18 protein-coding genes are annotated in these 16,313 nt (G+C 70.6%); 13 read left to right on the top strand and 5 right to left on the bottom strand.

Annotated features, from left to right (window positions below; translation table 11 throughout):
• The first annotated feature begins 48 nt into the window (after positions 1–48).
• The 3 genes from AC07BS_RS29485 to AC07BS_RS29475 all read left to right on the top strand — a co-directional run bounded on the left by AC07BS_RS29485 (position 49) and on the right by AC07BS_RS29475 (position 1,865).
• Positions 49–219 (top strand): hypothetical protein, encoded by a 171-nt coding sequence (locus AC07BS_RS29485; RefSeq protein WP_478935029.1) that lies wholly within the window; start codon positions 49–51, stop codon positions 217–219.
• A 106-nt stretch (positions 220–325) separates the two neighbouring features.
• On the top strand, positions 326–976 hold the full coding sequence (locus AC07BS_RS29480; RefSeq protein ID WP_478935028.1) for an HAD family hydrolase: 651 nt from the start codon (positions 326–328) through the stop codon (positions 974–976).
• Complete coding sequence (locus AC07BS_RS29475) at positions 927–1,865, top strand: DUF1932 domain-containing protein (RefSeq protein ID WP_478935027.1); 939 nt, start codon at positions 927–929, stop codon at positions 1,863–1,865. The genes AC07BS_RS29480 and AC07BS_RS29475 overlap by 50 nt, the downstream gene beginning before the upstream one ends.
• Here AC07BS_RS29475 and AC07BS_RS29470 read toward each other — a convergent pair.
• The 5 genes from AC07BS_RS29470 to AC07BS_RS29450 all read right to left on the bottom strand — a co-directional run bounded on the left by AC07BS_RS29470 (position 1,828) and on the right by AC07BS_RS29450 (position 6,774).
• Complete coding sequence (locus tag AC07BS_RS29470; protein WP_478935026.1) at positions 1,828–2,388, bottom strand: P-loop NTPase family protein; 561 nt, start codon at positions 2,386–2,388, stop codon at positions 1,828–1,830. The genes AC07BS_RS29475 and AC07BS_RS29470 overlap by 38 nt on opposite strands.
• Positions 2,385–3,395 carry an AAA family ATPase gene (locus AC07BS_RS29465; RefSeq protein WP_478935025.1) on the bottom strand — a complete coding sequence of 337 codons (1,011 nt, stop codon included), beginning with the start codon at positions 3,393–3,395 and terminating at the stop codon, positions 2,385–2,387. The genes AC07BS_RS29470 and AC07BS_RS29465 overlap by 4 nt, the downstream gene beginning before the upstream one ends.
• A gap of 267 nt (positions 3,396–3,662) precedes the next feature.
• On the bottom strand, positions 3,663–4,598 hold the full coding sequence (locus AC07BS_RS29460) for an SUMF1/EgtB/PvdO family nonheme iron enzyme (protein ID WP_478935024.1): 936 nt from the start codon (positions 4,596–4,598) through the stop codon (positions 3,663–3,665).
• 48 nt (positions 4,599–4,646) lie between these two features.
• Positions 4,647–5,429, bottom strand: coding sequence for an aminotransferase class IV family protein (locus AC07BS_RS29455; protein WP_478935023.1), 783 nt, complete (start codon positions 5,427–5,429; stop codon positions 4,647–4,649).
• Positions 5,430–6,048: 619 nt separating this feature from the next.
• On the bottom strand, positions 6,049–6,774 hold the full coding sequence (locus AC07BS_RS29450; RefSeq protein ID WP_478935022.1) for a GntR family transcriptional regulator: 726 nt from the start codon (positions 6,772–6,774) through the stop codon (positions 6,049–6,051).
• A gap of 193 nt (positions 6,775–6,967) precedes the next feature.
• Between AC07BS_RS29450 and AC07BS_RS29445 the strand changes: the two genes are divergently transcribed.
• The 10 genes from AC07BS_RS29445 to AC07BS_RS29400 all read left to right on the top strand — a co-directional run bounded on the left by AC07BS_RS29445 (position 6,968) and on the right by AC07BS_RS29400 (position 16,177).
• The gene (locus tag AC07BS_RS29445) at positions 6,968–7,207 is read left to right on the top strand and encodes a hypothetical protein (protein WP_478935021.1); all 240 of its coding nucleotides are present in this window, start codon (positions 6,968–6,970) and stop codon (positions 7,205–7,207) included.
• Between the two features lie 478 nt (positions 7,208–7,685).
• Complete coding sequence (locus AC07BS_RS29440; protein ID WP_478935020.1) at positions 7,686–7,943, top strand: WhiB family transcriptional regulator; 258 nt, start codon at positions 7,686–7,688, stop codon at positions 7,941–7,943.
• A gap of 156 nt (positions 7,944–8,099) precedes the next feature.
• A complete protein-coding gene (locus tag AC07BS_RS29435) occupies positions 8,100–8,276 on the top strand; it encodes a hypothetical protein (RefSeq protein ID WP_478935019.1) in 177 nt (58 codons plus the stop codon).
• 134 nt (positions 8,277–8,410) lie between these two features.
• Positions 8,411–8,887, top strand: coding sequence for a hypothetical protein (locus AC07BS_RS29430; protein ID WP_478935018.1), 477 nt, complete (start codon positions 8,411–8,413; stop codon positions 8,885–8,887).
• A gap of 223 nt (positions 8,888–9,110) precedes the next feature.
• Positions 9,111–11,822 carry a DUF2637 domain-containing protein gene (locus AC07BS_RS29425; RefSeq protein WP_478935017.1) on the top strand — a complete coding sequence of 904 codons (2,712 nt, stop codon included), beginning with the start codon at positions 9,111–9,113 and terminating at the stop codon, positions 11,820–11,822.
• Positions 11,823–12,031: 209 nt separating this feature from the next.
• Positions 12,032–12,241, top strand: a complete 210-nt coding sequence (locus AC07BS_RS29420) for a hypothetical protein (protein WP_478935016.1) — start codon at positions 12,032–12,034, stop codon at positions 12,239–12,241.
• Between the two features lie 89 nt (positions 12,242–12,330).
• Positions 12,331–12,552: a hypothetical protein gene (locus tag AC07BS_RS29415; RefSeq protein WP_478935015.1), complete on the top strand. Its 222-nt coding sequence runs from the start codon at positions 12,331–12,333 to the stop codon at positions 12,550–12,552.
• Positions 12,552–13,259 (top strand): hypothetical protein, encoded by a 708-nt coding sequence (locus tag AC07BS_RS29410; protein WP_478935014.1) that lies wholly within the window; start codon positions 12,552–12,554, stop codon positions 13,257–13,259. The genes AC07BS_RS29415 and AC07BS_RS29410 overlap by 1 nt, the downstream gene beginning before the upstream one ends.
• A gap of 2 nt (positions 13,260–13,261) precedes the next feature.
• The gene (locus AC07BS_RS29405) at positions 13,262–13,768 is read left to right on the top strand and encodes a hypothetical protein (protein WP_478935013.1); all 507 of its coding nucleotides are present in this window, start codon (positions 13,262–13,264) and stop codon (positions 13,766–13,768) included.
• A gap of 93 nt (positions 13,769–13,861) precedes the next feature.
• Positions 13,862–16,177, top strand: coding sequence for a hypothetical protein (locus AC07BS_RS29400; RefSeq protein WP_478935012.1), 2,316 nt, complete (start codon positions 13,862–13,864; stop codon positions 16,175–16,177).
• Positions 16,178–16,313: the final 136 nt, after the last annotated feature.

Below are 16,313 nucleotides of genomic sequence, written 5' to 3'. Positions count from 1 at the left end.
CAGTGACGGGCTGCCGTTCGTGCCGTCCCGTGGGCCAGGATGGTGCTCATGCCGCGCATGCTGAAAGCCACGGGGAGATGGAAAAACATGACGCTTGAGGAGCTGGAGGACTTCGTCCGTGCAGCGCGCGACGCGGGTGCCCGTCACGACGAGGAGATCACCGCTGAGGTGAGCAGTAGCGGGAAGATCAAAGAGCTGGAGATTGAGCTTCCGGACTAAGTACGTCCCACCACCCGGGGCCAGCGAACGCTTGCCTGCCCTCCGAGTTGACTGAATAGGAAGCCGCACGGCCGCCGCGGTGCTCGGCCCGGTAGGGTCCGTGTCCGTGTCCCGCCTCGCGCTCTTCGACCTGGACGGCACCCTTCTGGACCGCCGCTCCGCCCTCACCGCCTCCGTACGTGCGCTGTGCGCCGACCTCAACTACACCGCGGAAATCGAGGCATGGCTGCGGGTGGAGCTGGCTGATCGCGCTGGCCCCGAGGACTTCGCACGGCTGTGTGAAGCGTTCGCGCTCCCACAGTCCGATGCGCAGCTGTGGCAGGCGTACGTCGATCGCATGGCGGCCTCCGTCTCATGCCAGCCAGGCGTCCTTGAAGCGCTCGCCGGACTCCGGGCCGCGGGATGGCGCATCGGCGTGGTGACGAACGGCGGCTCGGACATCCAGCGGGCGAAACTCACAGCGACGGGCATCGCCGGCCTGCTCGACGGCGTGGCGGTGAGCGGTGACATCGATACGCGCAAGCCCGACCCGAAGCTCTTCGCCCTCGCGGCCGCGCGCTGTGGCAGCGACCTTGCCGAGGGCGGCTGGGCCTGCGGAGACGGCCCGGTCACAGACATGACGGGAGCCCGGCAGGCCGGTCTTCGCAGCATCTGGCTGCGCGGCCGTCCCTGGCCCGCCGAACTCCCCGATCCGGACCACACGGTCGATGACGTCCTCGATGCGATCGGCATCCTGCTCCACGAGATCCCGAGGTAGGCGCATGCCCCAGTTCGAGCAGACCGTGGGAATCCTCCACCCCGGCGCCATGGGCGCAGCCGTCGCAGCGCGCGCCAAGATGAATGCCACGGCGGTGCTGTGGTGCCCGGCCGGACGCAGCGAGCGCACGGTCGCCCGGGCCGAGCAGTATGGACTCGAGGCGGTCTACATCTTGGACGAGCTCCTGGACCGCTCCGACATGGTGATCAGCCTGTGTCCGCCAGCGGCCGCTGAGGACGTCGCCGGGCAGGTCGCGGAGCACGGATTCGCTGGTGGGGTGTACGTCGAGGCCAACGCGATCAGCCCCGAACGGGTGAAGCGCATCGCCGGGCTGCTTCCCAAGGCGTGGGCGGTGGTCGACGCCTCGGTGATCGGCTCTCCGCCCACTCAGGGTCGCAAGCCCCGCATGTACCTGTCCGGACCCAGCGCCGCCGTGGAAGATGTCGAGGACCTTTTCGCTGGCACCGCCGTCTCCACCCGGGTCCTCGGCGAGGACATCGGGCAGGCCAGCGCGCTGAAGCTGTCGTACACCGCGTTCCAGAAGGCATCCCGTGCCCTGGCCGCCGTCTCGTTCGGCCTCGCCCGCCACCACGGCGTCGACCAGGCGCTCCTCGACGTCGCCGGGAAGCGGGCGGGCTCGTACCTTCTGGAAACCGAGTACGTCGCGAAGACTGCTGCCCGGTCTTGGAGGTGGGGGCCGGAGATGCTGGAGGCCGCCGATGTCCTCGAGGCCGCCGGATTGCCCGCGGACATGATGCGTGCCACCGCCGCCGTGCTGGCCCGGTGGGAAGAATGTAAGGACGACGGCGAGCTCACGCTGGACACCGCGCTCGACAAGCTCGCCGCCCCCCTCACACCGACGAATGACGGGCCCGAGCCTGGCGAATGAGCCGGGCGGCCTGCGGCGGCTGCGTCAGATCCGTGCGCAGCACCAGGTCGAACCGGAAATCGGCGTGCCGCTTGAGATCCTTCTCGGTCTCTTCCCACACCGAGATCCGCGTCGCCGTGTCCGCGTCCCCACGGCCACGCGAGCGCTCCTCGGTGACGGCGCGAGGGCACCACAGCAGCACGGTGAGCCACTGGGCCGGGTATCCGGCGAGCAGGTCCCGGACGCCGGCGACCTGTCCGAGGTGGACGACAGGCACGCCGGAGGAGAAGGCGTCGGTGAGGCCGGGCCGGTCGATCACGTACACGTTCCCGTATCGCTGGTTGCGGTAGATCACGTCCCCGGCCGCTTCCAGCCGCGCGAGGTCGTCTGCGGTGCCCATGCGGTAGCCGTTGGTCTTTCCGCTGCCGATCTTCAGCCGCGTGAACTGCGTGTACTTGCGGTCGGCGTTCGCCATCGCTGCGGTGACGGTGTCCTTCCCCGCCGCCGGCGGCCCGTACAGGACGATTCCCTGACTGCCTCTCATGCCATTGCCCCCAATGCGTGCCTGACCTGGTCGGTGAGGGAGATGGCCGCCCCCATCCGGTTGTCTACGAGCAGATGCGGCACCGCTGGCCGCAGGTCCACGTCGATCGTCTGCAGGTACTCCTCCCACCGCTCCAGCTTCCACGTGTCACGCGCCGCGCCGCGGTGGGTGATGTACTCGTGCATCGACTCTGGGTCGCACTGCACCCAGACCGGTGCGACATCGACGCCGTACGCGCCGCACTTGTTGATCAAGCGGAGCATCCACGCGTGATCCGTCATCTCGGCGATGAAGGGGGCCGTGACCACTGCGCTGATCCGGCACTGCACCGTGGCGTAGACCGCCTGCATCAAGCTCGCGTACTCCACCGGCCGGACCTCGGTGCGGTAGGTCTCGGTGTGCCGGTCGTGAGCGACGGATCCGAGCGCGACGAGCAGGCGCTCGACCAGCGGCCTGGTCAGCGGGTCCTTGTCCAGGAGCGGCCACCCGGTCAGCGTCGTCAGGAACTTCGCGAGCTCGGTCTTGCCGGAGCCGGCGAACCCGCCCACCATCACCAGACACGGGCGATGCGGGTCACCCCCGGTGTGGCGGCGTTTCCAGGCGTCCATCACCCGCTGCTGCCAGTCCAAATGGTCAAGACCTTCCATGCCGGGGGCGAGCCGCTGCAACGCCCGCTCGACCGCGAGGACGTGCTCGCCGGAGCGCTGCTCTGGTAGCGGCGTGAGCTCCAGCTTGGGCTGTTCCTCGCCGGGCAGGGCGTTGCGGAATCCGAGCTGGACCTCCGTCGCTCCGTAGAGCAGGCAGTACGCGCGCCGGTACGGCGGTCCCGGGTACACCTCGCCGTTCTCGTGCTGCCACAGCGTCGAAGGGTTCCCGGCTGGCTCGGTGATCTTGGCCTGCCGGGCGACCAGGCGCAGTTGCTCGCCGGCCTGTTCCAGCGTGAGCCCGTGCAGCTCGCGCTGATCGCGTAGCTTGTCCGGTCGCCAGCCCGGGCGGTGCTTGGCCATTGCCACGACCTCTGCTCTCATGAGTCCGGACATTAGGTCCGGGTCGTCGAAAATGACGCAGACGAAAATGTGAACGCGAATGCAGTGGCGTTCAGCGTGATCATCTGGGAGAGCATCTTGCCAAGTAGGGGGAGGCGACAGCACCGGTAGCGCCAGGACCGTACGGGCCAGGGGGTGCCTGCCCGTACGGTGAGGTCTGTGGGTTCACGGCGGCCTGCCGGGCGGGGCCCATCGGGGACTGGCGGAGGCTTACGTCGTCTGTCCTGCTCAGCCCTCTGATGGCGTCTGGTCCGCCGGGGTTACGCACCGGAAGCCGGTGTCGTCGTCCTGCATGAAGTCGTCGGCGTCGTTGTAGTGCGAGGGCTCGCCTCGAAAGAGGGGGCTGGTGAAGGCGCTTCCCTTCAGCTCGTATCGTCCGGGTGTGGTGGGCGTCGAGCACCATTCCCAGACGTTGCCGACCATGTCGTAGACGCCGTAGGGGGACACGCCGCTGTGGTAGCGGGAGACCGAGGTGGTGCCTGCGATGCCGGTCTCGCGCACGTTGCACTTGGCTGCGGTCTTCTGGTCGCCCCATGGGTAGATGGCGCCGGTGGTTCCGCGTGCTGCTTTCTCCCACTGGTGGGCGGTGGGAAGGGCCTTACCGGCCCAGGCGGCGTACGCGGCGGCGTCCTTCCAGGAGACCCAGACCGCGGGGTGGTCGTAGAGGGGGCGCGGGCATCGCCCGTTTTCCCAGTGGCGTGGGGCCGGGTGTCCGGTCGCGGCGCAGAACCGCGCGTAGTCGGCGTTGGTCGTTGGGAAGACGTCGATGGAGAAGGCGTCGACCCATACCGGTTCGTTCTCCTGTCCGGAGAGGAAGATTCCTTCGCCCACGTGGGCCATCAGCTTTCCGTCGCGCGGGTGCTTCGCGTACTGCCCGGCTGTGATCGGGGCGGAGTCCGGCTCGATGAGCTGGTGGGGAACGGTATCGCCTGCGGACAGGATGCCGACGAATCGGCCGTGCACGTCGGGGCCGGCGTTGGCCAGCAGGGTGTCGAGCGCGGCCTGGTTGACCATGCGGGGGATGCTGTCGGCTCCGCCCTTCTCCCACTTGGAGACGATGCGGTCGGAGACGCCCAGCTTGTCGGCGAACTCCATGAGGCTCATCCGGGCCGCCTCGCGCAGTGCCTTGACCTCTCTGCCCGTCCACTGGGTAACGAGTGGCACGGATTCCCCTCCCTCTGAGTGGATGCCGACAGCTGCCTTCTCCGCCTGCTACAGGCGTTCGCCGGGGATCTCCGCGTAGAGCTTGCGCAGCGTGTCCAGGGCGGGATCGTCCGTGCTGAATTCCGTGTCGTCGATGGCGCTGATCGTGCGCACGCCGATGGACGTGTTGGTCGCGAAGGCCGCTCGCATGCGTGGCAGGTCAGCGAGCGCGACGGGGGCGGTGATCGACGTGTCGTGGGCTTCTTGCAGCAGTTGCATGGTGACGCCCGGCAGCACAGGTGCCTCGGGCCATACCACGGTGCCTGTGGCGTCGACGAAGCCGAGGTTCCAGGTGCCGCCTTCGGAAACATGGCCGTCGGCTTCGACGAACACCGCGTCGTCGAAGCCCGCGCGCTGGGCTTCGCGCCGCAGCCTGAGCTGGCTGAAGAGGCCGATGTGCTTGACCGCAGCGGTGTCCCGGCTGAAGGTGAACGTCTTTGCCTTGAGCGGAGGCGGAGGCATAGCGCCCGCCGGTCGGGTGGTCACCAGGACCTGGGGATCGGCGTCGGCCCCGGGATGCCCCATCTCCAGCGCCGGGTCGAAGAGCGTGACCCTGACGGTGAAGGAGCCTGTGCGCTGGCCAACGGCCTGCCGTACGTACGCGAGCACCCGGGTGGGATCGAGGTCTGTGTCGAAGACGATCCGGCAGTCCCGGACGAGACGCTCCATGTGCAGGGTCAGACCGCGGATGGCGCCGTCGTCGACGCGCATCGAGGTGAAGTGTCCGTAGTTCGTCAGGGCAAGGGTCTGGAGGTCGGCGGGGGACACCGGGGTTCCGTTGAGTTCGGCCATGCGGCCAGTCTGGCAGCGACTCGGGGCACGAAAGCCCTAGTCACGAACGAAAGTTCGGAAAAGTTCGGTGCCAGGGCGGCGAGAGGACATTCCTGGAGTGCGCCGCTGACGACAGATTGCTGTCATGGCCCAACAAGATTCAATCGACCCCTCCCAATCCGCCGGTGAGCGGCAGTTGCAACCGACGGTCCCGGCATGGCTCCGCCGCGGGGCCGTGGTGCGCGACATCCGCCTCCACCTCCTTGGCGAGGTCATGGCAGTCGCGTGGCCCGGATGGGAGGTGCGCCAGAGACGGAGGGCATGGCTGCGCCCGCCGAAGGGCGGGCGCGAGTGGAACCCCCTGATCGACGACTTGGCGCACGAGGAGCGACTGGAATGACGCCGGCAGCGCCGAGAGATCGTCTTGCGCGCCGACCACGGCCTTCGTCATCGCAGCAGCCGCGGAGGAGCCGATCGGGATGTGAACGGGGATGCGAAAAAGCGTAGGGCTGCATGTGCACGTACTTCGACAACGCTCTGTGATTCTGTCAGGTCGCTTCAGCCGGTGAGATGGGGCCTCTCAACTCGGCAGGCGGAGAAAGAGGTCACCAGCATGATCGGCAGGGGTCCGAGACCGTCCTTACCCGTTCATCTCGTACACCAGGAGGTTGCGGTCGCCGGGCGCGATGGTGACCGTGACGCGCAGCGGGCGGTCCCGGCCGTGTCCGGTGCGGGTGTGCTCGGCGACGGGGGTGCCGGCCGGAAGGTCCAGGTGGCGGGAGTCCTCGGGGGAGGGCATCCGGATGGCGATCTGGTCTCGGACCGTTTCCTGCCGGTGGCCGATGGCGGTGAGGATGTCGCCGGGGTCTCTGGTGTCCGTCTCGTCGAGCAGCGGGGTGTCGCGGGCCAGGTCTTCGGGGAACCACGTGGCGCTGATCTGGTACGGCACGCCTTCCAGGGATGTGGTGTGGACGCGGCATGCGGCCATCACCCCTTCAGGAATGTCGAGCAACGCGGCGATGGGCGGGGGAGCGGGTTCGACGCTGACCTTGACCGTCACGTCGGGCTGCGAGCCTTCGGCCGTGCTGCCCATGACCGAAGTAGCCCGGCTCGGCACGTGGAGGTGCCACTCGACCGTCTCGGACGCTCGTACGGTCCGGCCCAGCCGGCCCCGGCCTTCGGTGATGAGCCCTTCCTGCGTGAGCCGCGTCAGCGCAGTGCGCACCGTATTGCGGCTCACCCCGTGCTCTTCGGCCAGGGCGAACTCGCCGGGTACCTGGTCACCGGGCCTGAGGATGCCGTGGGTGATGCGGCGCCGGATGTCGGCGTAGACCTTCTCCCAGCGTGCGCTGCTGCGGCTGCTCATTGATCCATCTTCGCCTATGACTCTTCTGTAGGTACAGAACCTTGCGCAACCCAAGTTATGTACCTACAGTACCTACATAAGCGGATGCCGGGAACCGCTCGTCAGCAAAGGCCCGCATACCGCCTTAAATCCCGTAACACGCTCGCGACTTGAGTCCGAGCGATGCCCGCAGCTCAACGAGAAGGGAACGACCATGCAGACCGCTTCTCACTTCCTGGCCGAGCACGGCGACATGACCGACACGGACAGCTGGTCCACCGCGGACTTCGAGACCCTCGAGCACCTGGTGGAGAGCGAGGACGACTCCTTCAGCGAGGCCGCCGGGAACGGCATGTGCATCCTCGGCCGCCACGCCAGCGGAGACCGGGTCGTCGTGGGCCTGGCGGTCCGCCGACGCTTCCCCGCCGAGCCCGTCGAGCAGCTCGACCGCTAGCCCTCCCCGCGGCGCTGGCTCTGCCTGGCCCTCACGTACTGCCCGAAGCGGCGGGACGTGGCGGTCAGGGACCGGCCAGGACCGGACCTCTCTCCTCCAATCGCCCGGAAGAGCCCCTGAAAAGGCTCCAAGGAAGCGACCGTTCCCTTCTCAACGCTGCCGGCCAGCTCCTCCACCACAGGGGGCTGCCGCCAGCAAGTGCGAGCGACCGCCAGCCGCTCGGCTTCATACAGGCCCCGCCTCCGAGAAAAGGCGGCCCGTACGGCGCAGGAAGCGTGCGGGCACCGGGACGCCCACCCCCTGGCCCTGTCGGTCAGGGCGAGCTACCGGATCACCAAACCTGCGGTCCACCCATGTACTTCACAACCCAACGCCCCCAGGTTCCACCGGCCTTCCAGCCCGGTGGCGGCGGGAGAGCAGCGGGACACTCCCCGCTTTTGGCCCGACCGGCCAACCAGCCCGACGAAGGGAGCACGTCATGGACTGGCGTCACAACGCCGTCTGCCGCGAGGAAGACCCCGAGCTGTTCTTCCCCATCGGCAACACCGGCCCGGCCCTGCTGCAGATCGAAGAAGCCAAGGCCGTCTGCCGCCGCTGCCCCGTCATGGAGCAGTGCCTGCGGTGGGCGCTCGAGTCCGGCCAGGACCACGGCGTCTGGGGCGGGCTGAGCGAGGACGAGCGCCGCGCGATGAAGCGCCGCGCCGCCCGCAACCGGGCTCGCAACGCGACCGCCTGATCACCAGCGACCACCGTCCCCGACACCTCCACCCTTCGCGGTGGCCGGTGCCGGGGGCCGCGGTCGCTCGTGACGAGAGGCCGAACAAGGCGACGGCCCCGGGATAGCGCCCCAGGGCCGTCGTACGAGTCACCCCGACTGAGAGGGAACAGACCCGTGCCGAAGAGGATCGCACACCAGACGTCGGCGGACGTCGAGAGGCTCCATGAGGAAGCGCGCCGGGATTACGAGCGCCACCACGCCCCGGAGACCGCCGCCGAAGCCCGCGTCCAGCGCGGCGAGCGCCGCGGTGCCGCTCCCACCACGTACCGGGGGCAGAACAAGAAGCTGTGACCAGGGGCTTCAGCCCGGCGGTTCGACCACCCGTCCCCTGTTGGGGTGGGTGATGGCAGAGCACGGCGCGGGCCCAGGTGTGGATCAGACGCCTGGGCCCGCAGTGATACGGACGAATCCCAAGGAGTCCGCTCGTGACCATCATTGCAGCACCGGAGCCCGCCGTGGCGGGCGCCGTTGACGACGTCCTCGACTTGATCGACCGCGCGCTCGGCGTCGCCGACCAGGTTCTGGCGCTCGCCCAGCGCGGCGTGAACGTCCGCGTCGACGCCGAGCCGGCCGGTATCGGCGTCCACATCTCCCTGTCGCCTGCCAGCACCGGACTGCTGCCGGAGCTAGCCCAGAAGATCAACGCTCCGGGGACGGTCAGGCGACAGCCCGGCCAGTGCGAGGCCGTCGGCCACATGGTCGGCGACCGTGTCTCGGTCCGGGTGACCGCTCCGGACCCCCAGGCCGCTGATGGCCGTACGCCCGCCGAGCAGTTGCTGGGCGATTGCCTCCTGGCCCAGGTGCGGGCGGCCGACGCGCGGGTGCCTGCCCACCGGCGGGTTCCGCGCACCGCCGCGGACATGCGGGCGCGCCTCGCGGAACGGACGCGCGGCTCGTCGTGAGCCCCATCGCCGGCCAGCGCATCGAGTCGGCCGTCGGCAACAGGCGCGAACAGCAGCGCTAGGGGCGCGGCGTGCGGAAGGTCAGCTCCTGCTGGGGCCGGGATCACCGCGCGCCGCCGCCCGCAACACGCCCGAATCATCCGGCAGACCGCACGCGGTCGGTCGGCGCGGCCCAGCGCCCCGACTTCGGGGCGCTGGGCCGGCTTGAGAAAGGAGTCGCGGCGTGGCACGTCGCGCGAAGAAGAAGCCGGTGTCGCCGCAGCGGCGGCGCCGCACCCCCGCCTCGTTGGAGGCGCCCCAGCCCCCGGCCGCCCCCGCACCGGCATCTATGGAACAGCCGGTGCTCGTACGGGATGCGGCCGACGAGTACCTGGCGGATGCGCAGGATCGCGCCGCCGACATCCTCGCGGTCGCCGCCGAGCAGGCCCGGGACCTGCTGGCGAGCACCAGCGCTGACCGTACGAAGGCGGTGCGCCTTCTCGGCGTCGCGAGGCGGCGCGCGGTGGAGGTGGTCGTCCAGGCCAAGCGGCAGGCGCAGCGGGTCCGGGAGGACGCCGACGCGCGTGCTCGCAAGACCGTTGCCTACGCCTCGCAGCAGGCCAGCGACTTCATTGCCGCTGCTGACCAGCGCTCGCATGCCGCCTACGAGGCCGCCCGGCAGGCCCGCGAGGAGAGCGAACAGCTTCTCGCCGTCGCTCAGCGCGATGCCGACGATCTGCGTGCGCAGGCCGGCGAGCAGGCCGAGGAGCGGCTAGCGGAAGCGGAGTCCCGCGCTGCGGGTCTGGTTAAAGAGGCCGAGGCCGCCGCGCGCGAGGTCCGCGAGTCGGGCACCGTGAAGGCCGCGGCCCTGGTGGCGGAGGCCGAGGTGTCCGCGCAGCGGATCATCACCGAAGCCGAGACGGCTGGCGGCCGGGCGCGCCAGGAGGCCGAGGAGGAGGCCGGGCGCCTGCGGGGTGAAGCCGAGCGCCAAGCCCGAGAGCAGCGCGAGGCGGCCGAGGCTCATGCCGCCGAGGTAATGGCCACCGCGCGGTCCGAGGGCGAGCAGCTCCTCGGCGAGGCCCGGCGGCAGGCCGCCGGCCTCGAGCAGCGCGCGGCGTCGGAGGCGGCCGCGCTGGTGGAGCGGGCCCGTGCCGGGGCCGAGGAGATCGCCGAGGGTGCGCAGCGGCTGCTGGCGGCCAGTGGGCAGGAGGCCGTGCAGGTGCGGGAGGCGGCGAAGAGCGAGGCCGCCTCCATCCGCCGGACGGCGGAGGCCGATGCCGGGCGCGTACGAGAGCAGGCCCGGCTCGAGCGGGAGGACGCCGAGCAGGAACGCGCATCCGCCGCCGCGGCGGCAGCGCGGGTGCGCCGGCTGGCCGAAGACGACGCGAAGCGGGTGCGGCAGACGGCGTCCGAGGACGCCAACCGCATGACCAGCGGTGCGAAGACCGAGGCCGACCGCATCCTCGCCGACGCCCGCCGGACAGCGGCCGAGCAGCACAAGACCGCCGAGGCCCTCCTAGCCCAGGCCCAGGAGCAGCAGACGGAAGCGGCCGGCGCGCAGGAGGCTGCGGAGCAGATGCTGGCCGAGGCCGAGACGCTGATGCGCCGGGCCACCTCCCGGACCGAACGACGCCTGGAACGCAAGAAGATCCGCCAGAACGCCCGGGACAAGCGCCGCGAGGCCCTGGACCGGCGCCGGCAGGAGGCTCGCGCCAAGCGGAAGGCCGAGCGGGCCGGCCGCCCGACGCTCACCGAGCGGGCCCGGGCGCTGGTGCGCAACCAGGCGCGCCGGGTGCTGGTCGGCGGGCCGATCATCGCCCCGATGGCCGTGGCCTGGTACTCCCAGACCCGCTACGCCATGGACGCCTTCGGCTGGTGGATGATCTTCGCGCTTGGCTTCGCGGCCGCGTGGGAGCTCACGACCGCCTTCACCGGCTGGATGTACCACCAGGCCCGCAGCCAGGGAGACGCCGGACTCAAGTACCGGATCATGACGTGGATCTTCGCCCTCGGCGCGGCCGGGATGAACTACGCCCACAACTGCGGCCCCGGCGGTGCGCCGACCCAGGCGGCCATCGCGTTCGCCGCGATGAGCATCGTCGGCATGCTGCTGTGGGAGCTGTACGCGTCGCTGATCCACCGGCAGTATTTGCGGGAGAACGAGATGGTCGCCAAGGCGCGGCCGCGGATCGGTTTCATCCGCTGGGTCCGCTACCCGAGGCGCTCGTTCGCCGCATGGTCCCTGACGATCAACGACGCCTCGTTGACGACCGTGGACCTGGCGTGGACCGCCGCCGAGACCGAGCTCGCCCGGCAGCGCGCGCTGCGCGCCGCCCGGAACGGAACGCCGCTTCCGGCGACGTTCCGGGTGGTCCCGGTCTCGGCCAGTCTCACTCCCGCCGGTTTCCCCGGTCTCGCGGCTCGTGAGACCGGCGAGACCGAGACCGTGGTCCTGGAACGGCTGGAGACCCGCGCCGGGAACGGGACCACGGCTGGGCCTCGCAGCAGTGGTCTCGCTCTTCCCTCCGGGGAAACCAGCGAGACCACGCCGCCTCCCGCCGCGAGCGGTATCTGCCAGGGCGGGACCGGCGCGCAGTGCCGGATCCCGGCGGATGAGACCGGCGAGACCACAGAGACCACCGGCCCGGTGCCTAGGGAGACCGCTCCGGGTGAGACCAGCACGCACGGCGAGACCGGGACCGGGACCACGCCGGGCAAGACCGGGACCGCCGAATCCGAGACCGGGGCCGGGAGCGAGACCAGCGTGGAGGTCCCGGTCTCCACGCTGCGGGATCCCAAGACCGAGACCAAGCTCCTGCTCGACCTCATGCGGTCTCGCGGCGGCGAACTGAAGGTCTCGCTGGACGACGCGATGGCCCGGACCGGCCGTCCGAAGTCCACCGCCGCCAAGCGCCTGGCCGCAGCGCGAGACCTCTACCTCCGCGAGACCGGCTGAGACCGAGACCACCCCGTCCTGGCACTCACTGCCGTCCCCAGCCCGCCGGTCTGGGGACGGCCACGGCCGCCAGGCCGACCCGGGGATCCCGGCCCGCTTTCCAGGGCCCGGCCGGGATCCCCTCCCTGACTCCTCGAACTGCAAGGAGCTGAGAGCAGCATGACGCACCACGGCACCGCCGTCCGTCCCCTGATCGGGGATGAACGCTGATGGCCTTCTTCGGACTGTTCGGCAACGACAAGGAACTGGCCGCCACCGCCTACAAGGACCGCGAATCGGCCAGCGAGAAGGCGGCCCGCAAACGCCGCGAGGGACACAAGCGCAGCGTGCAGGCGGTCGACCGGCAGGGCCAGGCGTGGGAGGACGCCGAGCGTGCCCGGCAGGACCACGGCCGGCGCCGCAGCGGCTGGTTCTCCTGACCCAGCCCGCCCGGGGCCGTCCAGCCCCGGGCTCCCGCCGCTTCCTCCAGCTCGGGCCCGTATTCCCCTATTTGAGAGGCCGCTTCAGCATGCTGTGGCTCCCGTCCCTCCGCCGCCGCACCGCCCCGTACCTGACCACCTCGCGCAGCACCTTCGCCGCCACGGCGACGCGCACCCTTCTCCCCGGCCGCTCATCGTCCTGCGTTGCTGGCGCCCCGGCGGCCGCCACGTACCCGGTCGTCCTGCTCGGCGGTGACGAGCTGCGCGTCCGCGCCCTGCTCCGCCAGCTCCTGAACGGGGGCAGCCGCTGATGACGACCGGCATCGACTTCACCAAGCCCGGCCCGGCCGGCACCGGTGGCCCCGGCTGCTGCACCACCTGCCCGCTGCTCCCCACCTGCCCCGTGGCCTCGGATACCAGCCCGATATGCGCCGTGACCGGCAGTACTCCGCCCCCGCCGCCCCCCAGCCACCTCCCCGACGCGGCGCCAGCGGCTGGGTTTCTCGAGCGCGTGGACTACACCGAGATCGCCAGCCGCAGCGCGGAGGCCGCGATCAGCGGCATGTTCGGGTTCGGCTGGACCGACCTGGTCGCCACGGTCATCGAGCGCAGCAACAAGTGGGACGCGGACGGCAACCCCGTCGACTGGGGCCGCCTGCAGCTCAAGCGGAACTTCCTGTGCCTCGCGGTCGCCACGCTGGTGCCCGTCGGCGACCACACGGCCGCCGTGTGGGTGGCCCGGACCATCACCACCTACGGCTTCACCACGCCCCTGGTGCCCGCGGGCATGGCGCTGGGCGTGGGCGGGGCGGTCTTCCTGGGCCAGTACGCCCCTGGGCTCCTCGGCTGGGTGTGCCACTTCGGGTGGTCGGTCGGCTCCGCGCTCGTCTCCGGGGCCCTCAAGTTCCTGCGGTCCCGCCTGGGCTGGATCGTCACCCGCCCCGCCATCTGGGCCGCCATCGGCGGTCTGCTCATCGTCACCGGACGTCCCATCGTCCGTATCCTCACGGGAGCCTGAGCATGGACATCTTTCACAACAGCCCGGCCAACGCGAGCTTCGGCGCCCTGATCTTCGGCGCGATCGGCACCGTCGTGATCGTCGCCGGGTTCAAGTACCGATGGCTGCGGGACAAGAAGACGCTCTTCCTCGTCGCCTTCTTCGTCCTGCTCGTCACCGTCAACAGCGGCGGCATCCTCGGCGAGATCGCCGGGGCCCTGCGCGGCGCCATGAACGTCGGCGGCGAAAAGGCCGTCCAGGGCGTCGCCGGAGCGGTCACCACCCCCAACCCGCCCCACACCCAGGTCACCAAGGTCTCCGCCGGCGGCGCCGGCATCGGCCTGTGCGGGATCGCCTGGTACGCGGTGAAGCTCTTCGCCGCCAAGGGCCGGGCCAGGGACCTCAAGGAGATGTGCCTGGGTGCCGGAGTCGCCATCTGCTACGGCACCAGCCTCGGCTTCATGGGCTGGATCGTCGGCGCCACCGTCCTGACCGGCAACAACGTCGGCCTCTACGTCTTCGGCGGCTGAGCACCCCGGCCCGTGACGGTCGCTCACAACCACGCCCGGCGGGTTGTGGGCGGCCGCCGCAGACCGGACCAGCCCCATGCAACGGAGGAACTCGTGAGCACCGCCGAAGACCGCACCACCCGGCGCCCCCCAAGCGAGGTCGCCCCGTACGAGGGCGAGTGGGTGTGGGCCGAACTGGTCGACGATGACGAGCCCGGCCCCCACAACGACGACGCCCCCGACGGCCCGTCCCGCGCCCGCCAGGGCGCACAGCGCGCGGCACACTGCGCCCGGACCGTGATCGGCTTCATCGCCGGACACACCGGGCCCGGGCTCCGCCACGCCTGGGCCCTGTCCCTGCACTGGACGAGCGCCGCCTACATGTCGGACGAGGAGCTGCGCCGCCGCCTGGTCAAGCGCCACCTGGACGAGTACATCCAGCAGCGCGACGACGCCAGCGCCGGCGTCCAGCAGGTGAACAAGAAGCTCAAGAAGCTCACGGCGGACGCCGCGGCCTTCGGCCTCGACAGCGGCGAGAAGCAGCAGATGCGGGACCTGATGAGCGAGCTCCTGCGCCGACGCGCCGGCCTGACCGCCCTGGAGAAGGTTCCCTTCGATCCCGCGCAGGTCCAGCCCACCCCGGAGCAGATCCGCCGGGCCCGTTCGGTCAAGGCCCTCCAGCGGATGAGCCTCGGCGCGCTCCCCGCCGCCCTCGGCATCGGCGCTCTGGCCATCACCGCTCCGCTCGTCCTCCCCCTCGCTCTCCCGCTCGTGGCGGCGGGCGCCTGGTGGCTGGGCCGGCACCCCGTCGAACTCACCCAGCGCGCCCTGCCCGCGGACCTGATGCACCCCCTGCTCGCGCCCCCGGGCACCGCCGCCGTCACCGGCGAGGACCCCACGCTCGAGGACGAGCTCAAGCCGTACCCGATCGCCCAGGCCACCACTGCTGAAGAAGCCTCCGAGGCCCTGCGCCGCGCCATCATCCACGAGGGCGGCGACGTCGAAGCCGTCGAAACCGCCGTCAAGGAGCCGTGGGGGTGGTCGGTACGGGTGTCGTTCACCACCGGCAGCCCGGACGACCTCAACAAGGACGAGACCTACAAGGGCCTGATCACCTTGCTGAAGGTGCGCCGCAACGGTCTGCTCATCGAGGGCGATCCGGACTTCGGCGACTCCTGCACCGTGCGCATCATCATGCGCGACCCGTTCACGCCGGACCTGGTGGCCACCGTCCCCTACCGAGCCCCGCTGTCCGGCTCGATCACCGACGCCTTCGACTTCGGCGTCGCCATGGACGCCACCCCCCTCGTCTTCGCCCTCGCCGGGCTGATGCTGCTGATGGTCGCAGACTCCGGCGGCGGCAAGTCCGGCATCATGCTCGCGATGGCCGAGGCCGTCACCTCCACCCGCGACGCCGTCGTGGTCAACCTCGACCCCGTCGGCACCGGCGTCGGCGACCTGGGCCCCGCGATCACCCTGGACGCCTGCATGGACGACGACCTCATCTGCGCCGTCCTTCAGTTCTTCCTCACCCTGTGCTCCGCCCGCGCCCGGCAACGCGCCGCCAACCGGTGGGGCAACAAATGGCGCGTCAGCCCCGAACACCCGGCCTTCTGCCTCTTCGTCGACGAGTGGCCCCAGCTGTCCCCCAAGGCCAAAGTCCTGCTGATCCGCCTGCTGCTCCTCGGCCGCAAGGAGGCGATCTGGGTCTTCGGCGGCTCCCAGTTCGGCACGAAGGACTACCTCGGCGAGGCCATCGGCCCGAAGCTGTCGGCGAAGATGCTCGGCGCCTGCCGCCGCGTAGACGTCACCGAACTCCTCGGCGGCGGCGCGCTCGCCGAGGGCTACCGCGCCGACCTGATCCGCGCGGCCACCCACACCGAACGCAACGACGCCGGACAGATCTACGCCCAGGGCCTGCCCGGCATGCCCGACCGCCCGGTGCGCTACCAGGTCCGCGAAATCCAGCCCGACTACGCGGCCACGATCGGCGCCGAACGGGCCACCGCCGGCCTGCCCGACGTGACCCGCACCCTCACCGAAGCCGGCCTGCTCGACGACTGGCTGGAGCTCCAGACCGCCTGCACCACCGGAACCGTTCCCGGCGCCGAAGGCGGTGGAGGAGTGGAAGGGGCCGATGTCCCGGCCATCCTGCTCGCCATCGCGGAGGCGTTCCTCCAGGAGAGCGAACCGCCGTACCTGACCATGGACCAAATCCACGCCCACCTCCGCAAGGACCACCCGACGCGGTGGGGACGCTGGGACGACCGCGACGACCGCGGCCGGCTCCGGGAACTGGGCAAGACGCTCAGCCGCGAGCTGCGCGACGCGAAGGTGGAGCTGTCCTCCGAGCGCATCTCCGAGCTCGACGGGCAGCCCCGCGGCTACTACCTCGAAGCCGTCCAGCAGGCCCTGGCGAGCCTGTCCTGACCGACGCCTTCATTGGCCGCTGATTGGTGGGGGGGGGGGGGGGGGGGGGGGGGGGGGGGGGGGGGGGGGGGGGGGGGGGGGGGGAGGGGAGGGAGAAAGGAGGAGGGGGAGAAGGCGGAATCCCACAACACGAACG

Source organism: Streptomyces sp. NPDC044063 (genome assembly GCF_056434285.1).
Note: the sequence above shows the minus strand (reverse complement) of the source record. Positions and strands in the feature narration are given on the sequence as shown.